General features: G+C 57.7%; 7 protein-coding genes. All 7 read left to right on the top strand.

What is annotated here, in order from left to right:
• The first annotated feature begins 110 nt into the window (after positions 1-110).
• The gene (rnpA, locus tag HMPREF2928_RS06605; RefSeq protein ID WP_049341943.1) at positions 111-476 is read left to right on the top strand and encodes a ribonuclease P protein component; all 366 of its coding nucleotides are present in this window, start codon (positions 111-113) and stop codon (positions 474-476) included.
• On the top strand, positions 473-946 hold the full coding sequence (yidD, locus tag HMPREF2928_RS06610) for a membrane protein insertion efficiency factor YidD (protein ID WP_070687879.1): 474 nt from the start codon (positions 473-475) through the stop codon (positions 944-946). Before rnpA ends, yidD begins: the two co-directional genes overlap by 4 nt.
• A 51-nt stretch (positions 947-997) precedes the next feature.
• Positions 998-1,987, top strand: coding sequence for a membrane protein insertase YidC (yidC, locus tag HMPREF2928_RS06615; RefSeq protein WP_070615720.1), 990 nt, complete (start codon positions 998-1,000; stop codon positions 1,985-1,987).
• A 111-nt stretch (positions 1,988-2,098) separates the two neighbouring features.
• A complete protein-coding gene (locus HMPREF2928_RS06620) occupies positions 2,099-2,665 on the top strand; it encodes a Jag family protein (RefSeq protein ID WP_070687881.1) in 567 nt (188 codons plus the stop codon).
• 1 nt (position 2,666) lies between these two features.
• On the top strand, positions 2,667-3,308 hold the full coding sequence (rsmG, locus tag HMPREF2928_RS06625; RefSeq protein WP_005504080.1) for a 16S rRNA (guanine(527)-N(7))-methyltransferase RsmG: 642 nt from the start codon (positions 2,667-2,669) through the stop codon (positions 3,306-3,308).
• A gap of 455 nt (positions 3,309-3,763) precedes the next feature.
• Positions 3,764-4,606, top strand: a complete 843-nt coding sequence (locus HMPREF2928_RS06630; RefSeq protein ID WP_049354148.1) for a ParA family protein — start codon at positions 3,764-3,766, stop codon at positions 4,604-4,606.
• Between the two features lie 237 nt (positions 4,607-4,843).
• The coding region (locus HMPREF2928_RS06635) for a ParB/RepB/Spo0J family partition protein (protein WP_070687883.1) at positions 4,844-5,799 on the top strand (956 nt) is incomplete at its 3' end.

Genomic DNA, 5,799 nt, shown 5'->3' on the forward strand with positions numbered 1-5,799 from the left:
CCCCGCCGATGCACACGCATCGGCGGGCGAACTATCATTAAGCGTGAAATACACGCGGAGGTCAGCTTTCTACGCGAGCCGAATCTCCCACACTACGTAAAGGGGAACACGTGCTGCCTCAACGGCACCGTATGCGCACCAGCGCAGAATTCTCCCACGCCTTCCGTTCCGGCATCCGTACAGGACGTCGGAACATCGTTGTATCTACGGCGAAAAATCCTGGAAAAACAACCCAGGTAGGTTTCATTGTGTCGAAGGCGGTGGGCAACGCAGTCACACGCAATCTGGTCAAGCGCCGGTTGCGTGAACTTGCCGCGCTCACCTGCGCCGCGCATCCGGAAGGCTACGCCATTGCTGTGCGAGCGCTTCCCGCCTCCGCGAGCGCCAGCTGGGATCAGTTGCGCCGCGACTACGAATCGGCACTCGAGGCTGCTTTCGCTAAGCTCGACCTGCCTCAGAGCAAGGAGAAGCCGTGAGTCGTTCCCAGCATGACCGCTGTGAAGAACGCTTCCACGCGCATCACAGTGGCACCTATAGCGCATCTGCCGAGACTCTGGGCCCCGACGAGCTGCTGGCACTAGCGCCTAACGAATTCGTGCGGCCGGAAACTTTCCTGCAGGCACTCTACGTTCTACCGCAGAACCTGCTGATCGCGTGCATGAAGGCCTACCGCAAGGTCGTGTCCCCCCTCTACGGGGATGTGTGCCGCTACTACCCGACCTGCTCAGCCTACGCCCTGGAGGCGCTGACCACCCACGGTGCGATGGGCGGGCTTTCCCTGACGGTGCGCCGTATTCTGCGGTGTGTTCCCTGGGCGACCGGAGGTATCGACCCAGTCCCGGAGGGGAAGCGTACTTTCGCTCCCGGAGCAGAACCGAAAATTATTCTGCTCAACCACCCCCATCTTTACACCCCTCACACCGGTGGTGACGCCCGCCCTGAGTAGGCGGCGCCTCCCACACAATGACTTAGCCGAGTCCTTAAGGAGTATTCCCGCGTGAATATTTTTGATTTGATTCTTTGGCCGTTTAAATGGATCGTCTCCGTGGTCCTGTGGCTGTTCCACACTCTTTTCACTTCGCTGGGTATGGACCCGGCGTCCGGCCTGACTTGGGTTCTGTGCATTATCTTCCTGACCCTGGTGATGCGTACCCTGACCATTCCGCTGTTCGTCAAGCAGATTAAGGCTATGCGCGGTATGACCGCGATGCAGGGCGATATGGCGAAGCTGCAGGAGAAGTACAAGGGTAAGAAGGACCAGCTCTCCCGCCAGGCGATGGCTCAGGAGCAGATGGAAATGTACCGTAAGCACGGTACGAACCCCTTCGCGTCCTGCCTGCCGATTCTGGCTCAGATGCCGATCTTCTTCGGTCTGTACCAGGTGCTGATGGGCGTTCCCACCGCGGCGCAGAGCAACCAGGGCGTGCTCATGTTGCCGGCTGAACTGGTGCACCAGTTCAATGACTCCCAGATTTTCGGTGCGCAGCTGTTCGCGACCATGATGCACCCGGGTGCCGGTGACACTACCGCGACCGTTGTTCAGGCGGTCATCATGATTGTTCTGATGAGTGCGACCCAGTTCTACATTCAGAAGCAGCTGAGTGTGAAGAACATGTCGGAGGCAGCTCTGAACTCTCCGATGTTCCGTCAGCAGCAGATGATCATGTACATCTTCCCGATCATCTTCGCTGTTTCCGGTATTAACTTCCCGCTGGGTGTTATGTACTACTGGACCGTGTCGAACCTCTGGTCGCTGGGCCAGCAGTGGTGGGTTATCCGCAATAACCCGACCCCCGGTTCTCAGGCGGAGCGTGAGCTGAACGCTCGCCGTGCAGCGAAGGGTCTGCCCCCGATTGGTAAGACCCGTGAGCAGCACGAGAAGGAGCTGCAGGAGGCTCGTGAGCGTGCCGCAGCTGGTCAGCGTCAGCAGCCGGTCGGTAAGAAGCGCCAGAAGCAGCAACGCAATAAGCAGAACGGAAAGAAGTAGTTTTCTTCCGTGATTCGGGCCGGGTTCTCGCCACGTGTGGCGCGGGCCCGGCGCCGTGTATGAGATACTTTTTACCCCTAGGACACCCCTCCTAATACCCCGAGGATAATCGTGACTGAAGCTATGGAATATGAGGACGAGCAGCTCATTGAGGAGCAGCTGGTAGAGGAGCCCGTTGAGGGCGAAGAAGACGATTTCGAGGACATCGACGAGGAAGGCGATATTGCCGCTGATTACCTCGAGGAGCTCCTCGATATTGTCGATATGGACGGCGACATTGATATTGAGGTGCGCAATAACCGCATCTACCTGTCGGTCGTCAATGACGATGATGACAATGAGGAACTGCGCCACCTGGTTGGTCGCCACGGCGAGGTTCTGGAGGCCCTGCAGGAACTGGTGCGCCTCTCCGTCTTGGCTGGTAACGGCACCCGTTCCCGCCTGATTCTGGACATCGCTGGTTACCGTGCTGAGCGTCGTGAGCAGCTGGAGAAAATCGCTGCTGACGCGATTGAGAAGGTGCGCACTACCGGTCGCGATGAGCACATGAAGCCGCTGAGCCCGTACGAGCGTAAGGTTGTGCACGATGTGGTGGCCGCCGCTGGCCTGTACAGCGAGTCGGAGGGCGAGGGTCCTCGCCGTCACGTGGTGATTTCTCTTCCCGAGGTAGGAGCCTAGTATGGAGACTTCGATGGTTACTCTCAGTGAGAGTGAGCGCGCCGCCGCGGAGGCTGTGTTCGGTGAGCGTCTGCCCCTGGCGGAGCGCTACGTGCAGCATCTGGCAACGACCGGTATTGAGCGCGGTCTGATTGGTCCGCGTGAGGTGCCGCGCCTGTGGGCTCGCCACGTGCTGAACTGTGCTGTGGTGCAGGAGTATATTGCTCCGAACGCTTCGGTGGCGGATGTTGGTTCGGGTGCCGGCCTGCCCGGTCTATGCCTGGCGATTGCCCGCCCGGATTTGAAGCTAACCCTGATTGAGCCTCTGGAGCGCCGCGTGATTTGGCTGAATGAGGTTGTTGAGGACCTAGGCCTGGAGAACGTGACCGTGCTTCGTTCGCGTGCTGAGCAGGCTGTGGGTGCTGTTGAGGCTGATGTGGTGACTGCGCGTGCTGTGTCCGCTCTGGTGGGCCTGCTGGACATTACTCTGCCGATTCTGCGCGGCACCGGTGAGCTGCTGGCTCTGAAGGGTCGTAGCGCCGCGGAGGAGATTACTAAGGCGAAGAAGAAGCTGAACCGTTACGGTGCACGCGAGACTGAGATTCTCACCGCCGGCGGCGACCTGCTTGAAGAGCCGACGACGGTGGTTCGAGTTCGCCTCTAAAGGTTTCACCCTGAATGGGCGGTACCGCAATGAGCCAGTGAATAGGCTGGCTTACGCGGTACCGCCCATTTTTTATGCGCTGGCTTGCCGGGCGTGCGCGGCAATTGCATCCGTAGAGTACATAGAATGACCTCTCGCGTGGAGTATTGACCTGATGCCGGGTACCCTTAAGGAAGGATTGAAACCTTAGACTCTTCTACATCAAAGCCTGATGGTACAGTAGGGCACTGAGCCCTTCAGAACCATTCGGGTAGCACCAATGTTTCACGTGAAACATTGCAGACTTCATCACCTCGCGGAGTATGTTTCACGTGAAACATGTCGGGAATGAGTAGTGGCAGGGGAGTAGGGGAGTAGACCCGCCTCGCGCACAAATACCGCAGAGTATTGCCACACGCGAGGCATCAGACGAAGCATCACCGTAGACACACCACCCGGAATATGGAAGGCACCCGATGACTCCTCAAGCTCAGAAATCTGCTGCAGATTTGCTCCCCAAGCCTGTGCATACGCGTGTCTTCACCGTGTCGAACCAGAAAGGTGGCGTGGGTAAAACCAGCACCGCCGTGAACCTCGCAGCCGCGCTCGCGGAGGCTGGACTGAACGTCCTGGTAATCGACAACGACCCGCAGGGTAACGCCTCGACCGCACTGGGTATTGAGCATGGCGTGGATGTTCCCAGTGTCTACAACGTCCTGATTGAGGATAAGCCGCTTTCTGAAATTGTTCAGGAATGCCCCGACATGCCCGGCCTGTTCTGTGCCCCCGCCAATATCGACCTTGCGGGCGCGGAGATTGAACTGGTCTCCCTGGTGGCACGCGAGACTCGCCTCAAGAATGCCCTGATGGACTACACCGAGTGGCGCGAGAAGCAGGGTATGGAGCGCCTGGACTATGTCTTCATCGACTGCCCGCCGAGCCTCGGCTTGCTGACCGTCAATGCCTTCGTTGCGGCAGAAGAGATTCTGATTCCGATCCAGTGCGAGTACTATGCCCTGGAAGGCCTGAGCCAGCTACTGAAGAATATTCAGATGATTCAGAAGCACCTGAACTCCAAGTTGCGCATCAGTACAATCCTGCTGACCATGTACGATGCTCGTACCAACCTGGCATTCCAGGTGGCAGAGGAGGTGCGCGAGCACTTCCCGGAGGAGACTCTGGGTGTAAAGATTCCTCGTTCGGTTCGTATCTCTGAAGCTCCCAGCTATCAGCAGACCGTCATCACCTACGATTCTTCGTCGACTGGCGCTCGCGCCTACCGTGAGGCAGCACAGGAGCTCTCGCGCCGATCCGCATAATCTAAATTTTTTGAAATGAGCCCTTTTTGGATTGTCTATCGATGATTCAAAAGGGCTCATTGCGTGCGGTATTTTCTGGGTGAAACACGAGAAAACATCCTTAGAGAATTAATTATTGGGAATAATTTGGATTATGTGCTGTGCAGTTTTCACTCCTACTTTCGGGTGCTTATTTCGTTTACACTAGATGAAGAAGAAAAAATGAGCGGGCTCGTCCGGGAGTCCTAAGGAGTAACGATGGCTGAAAAGCGACGCGGCTTGGGTCGTGGCCTGGGGGCGCTGATCCCTCAGAGTACGAAGAATTCTGGTAATGCTGAGGCGAAGGCATCCGAAAAGACTGCTGCAGTAAAGACTGCACCCAAGAATGTGTCTACTCCGATTGAAGAGCCGATGACTGACGGTCTCTTCGAAATGGCTCACGAGGCTAAGCCGGAGAAGCAGCGTAAGAGCACTAAAGCTGAGTCTGTAGAGGCTAAGCCTGCTGAAGCTGCACCCGCTCAGGAAAAGTCAGCTGAAGCTGAGAAGGTAGAGGAGAAGGTCGAATCTCCCGCCTCCTCGCAGGATGTTTCACGTGAAACATCGAAGAAGAAGCCTCGCGTGGATATGGGTGCGGCACTGCGCAACACCACCCTGACTCGCCGCCCGGTGGACTTCTTCTTTGGTGAAGATGTCTCCACCCCGCAGTCCGCTTCTGAGGAACAGAGCGGCCTGGTTCCGGTTCCCGGTGCCCAGTTTGCCGAGCTGAACGTTCGCGATATCCACCCGAACCGCAAGCAGCCCCGAACCGACTTTGATGAGCAGGACATGGAAGAGCTCATCCACTCGGTGCGTGAGATTGGTGTTCTGCAGCCGATCGTCGTGCGTCCCTCGCGCGAAAACGGCACCGAAAAGTATGAGCTGGTCATGGGTGAGCGCCGCTGGCGTGCAACCCAGGCGGCTGGACTGACCACCATCCCGGCGATTGTTCGTGAGACTGAAGACGGCGACCTGCTCCGTGACGCCCTGCTGGAGAACCTGCACCGCAGCCAGCTGAACCCCATTGAAGAGGCGGCGGCATACCAGCAGCTCATGGAGGAGTTCGACACTACTCAGGAGCAGTTGGCTAAGCGTATTGGTCGTTCTCGCCCCCAGATTTCGAATACGATTCGTCTGCTGAAGCTGCCGGCTCTGGTGCAGCGTCGCGTTGCGGCGGG

The organism is Rothia sp. HMSC072B04 (assembly GCF_001813725.1).
GTDB classification, from domain to species: domain Bacteria; phylum Actinomycetota; class Actinomycetes; order Actinomycetales; family Micrococcaceae; genus Rothia; species Rothia mucilaginosa.